General features: G+C 71.9%; 1 protein-coding gene. It reads right to left on the bottom strand.

Annotation, left to right across the window (positions count from 1 at the left end):
- Positions 1-48: 48 nt before the first annotated feature.
- Positions 49-717 carry an OmpA family protein gene (locus tag L810_RS43235; RefSeq protein WP_021164373.1) on the bottom strand — a complete coding sequence of 223 codons (669 nt, stop codon included), beginning with the start codon at positions 715-717 and terminating at the stop codon, positions 49-51.
- Positions 718-876: the final 159 nt, after the last annotated feature.

Raw genomic sequence — 876 nt, 5'->3', positions numbered from 1 at the left:
GCACTGACGGACGGCCGGATCGGGGCGCCGCGCGCGGCGGCGGCCCGCTCAGTGCTGCAGGCGGATTTCGACGCGGCGGTTGCTGGCGCGGCCTTCGGGCGTCGCGTTCGACGCGACCGGGTCGGCCTTGCCGCGACCCGAGACCGTCAGCGAATCGGTCTTCAGGCCGTGTGCCTTCAGGTATGCCGCGACGGATTCGGCGCGGCGCTTCGACAGCGCGAGATTGTAGTCGTCGCTGCCCACCGAATCCGTAAAGCCGGTGACGCTCACCTGCGAGTACGTGTGGTCGGCGCGCTCGCTCAGCAAACGGTCGAGCGATTCGCGCGCGGTCGGGGCGAGCGTCGCGTGGTCGGTGGCGAACAGCGCGTCGCCCGACAGGTTGACCTGTTCGACGACGGCAGCCGCCGGCGCCGGCGTGGCGGCCGGGGCCGCTTCGGCCGGTGCCGCGCCGCACTGGAAGATCAGCGTGGCCGGATCGGATTTGTCGCGCAGCGCGCGGGCCGAGTCGACAGCGCGCACGGGCTCTTCGCCGCAGATCTTGCGGGCGGCCTTCATGCAGGTCTCCGGGCCCGACAGCAGGCCGTGGCAGTCCACCTGGAAGGTGCGCACGCCGTCGCGCGGCTGCAGTTCGGAGGCGCTGAAGGTCGGGCCGGATGCGGTCGAGCACGCGGCGAGGGCCGTTGCGGAAAGCGCGAGCGCAAGAGCGAGTTTGTTCACGGTTACATCCTCAAAACTTGGGTTGACTGAAGCCCGCCACGGGTTGCGCGGCGGGCTCGTCCGGCCGTCGGGGCCGCCGCAGGCCGTCCGGCTGGCGAGCCGGGCGGCCTGGCGGCGCGACGCGTTACTTCCACTGGTACAGCATGCCGGCGCCGATCA

The sequence above is a fragment of the Burkholderia sp. AU4i genome (genome assembly GCF_000466765.1).
GTDB lineage: Bacteria > Pseudomonadota > Gammaproteobacteria > Burkholderiales > Burkholderiaceae > Burkholderia > Burkholderia cepacia.
The sequence above is the reverse complement of the archived record's forward strand: the minus strand, read 5'-3'. Positions and strand labels throughout refer to the sequence as shown.